This is a genomic window from Coriobacteriia bacterium (assembly GCA_013334745.1).
Lineage (GTDB): Bacteria > Actinomycetota > Coriobacteriia > Anaerosomatales > JAAXUF01 > JAAXWY01.
The window spans coordinates 66,707-67,460 of record JAAXWY010000001.1 but is presented as its reverse complement, the minus strand read 5'-3'; the positions used below and the strand labels follow the sequence as shown (position 1 = coordinate 67,460).

The following is a 754-nucleotide window of genomic DNA, read 5'->3' as shown; positions in this document are numbered from 1 at the left end:
GTGGCTATCCTTGATGCCGCGCCACGCCTTGATGAAATGGTGCGTCAAGACCAGGGCTCCGCCGAACTCGTCGCGAAACTCAGCCAGCTGCGTGAAGAACTGAGCCATGGACCGGTTGCTGTTCTCATCGCCGTCGATCAGCGAGTAGATCGGGTCGACGATGATGTAGTCGAACCTGTCCACGCGAGCCCACTTGAGCAGCTTGACTACCTCCTCCCAGAGCGCTTCGAGATCCCATGCCGCCCGCGTGCCCTTGAGATTCAGCACGTAAAGGTGGTCGCGGACCTCATCGCCCGAGATGTCGCGCTCCTTCATCGCTAGGCGTAGGCGCTCGGTCTGCTCGTCTTTCGGGTTCTCGAGGTTCAGGTAGAGAACGTCGCGCGGGCAGGACTCACCGTCCTCAGGGAAGACGTAGTCGCTGCACTGGTAGCCGAACCACTCGCCTTCGGTCACCGCGCTCAGTGCGAGGTCTAGCCCGGCGAGGGACTTGCCCGTCTTAGGCGGTGATGCCAACACCATCGTGTCGCCCTCTTTGAACAGTCCCTCGAGCAACCAGTCGCGCTCCACAGCTAGCCGGCCTTCTTGATGAGCTGCTCGACGTAGGCGGTGATGCTCTCGTCGGTGATGAGGGACTTCGCGCCGATCTTCACGAGCTTCAGCTCGCCTCTGGACACCAGCTCGTAGAGCTTCGTGCGCCCGATCGAGAGTCGACTCATCGCCTGAGGCACTTCGTACAGAATCCGTTCCGTCGCGT

The 754-nt window shown here is 61.3% G+C and carries 1 protein-coding gene and 1 pseudogene (1 of these 2 only partly in view); both read right to left on the bottom strand.

Features of this window, described 5'->3' with window-relative positions:
• Positions 1–567 (bottom strand): annotated as a pseudogene (locus HGB10_00290) (AAA family ATPase) (it extends 105 nt beyond the left edge of the window).
• A 2-nt stretch (positions 568–569) separates the two neighbouring features.
• Entirely contained in the window at positions 570–737 is a 168-nt protein-coding gene (locus HGB10_00285) for a helix-turn-helix domain-containing protein (GenBank protein NTU70253.1), read from the bottom strand.
• Positions 738–754 lie beyond the last annotated feature (17 nt).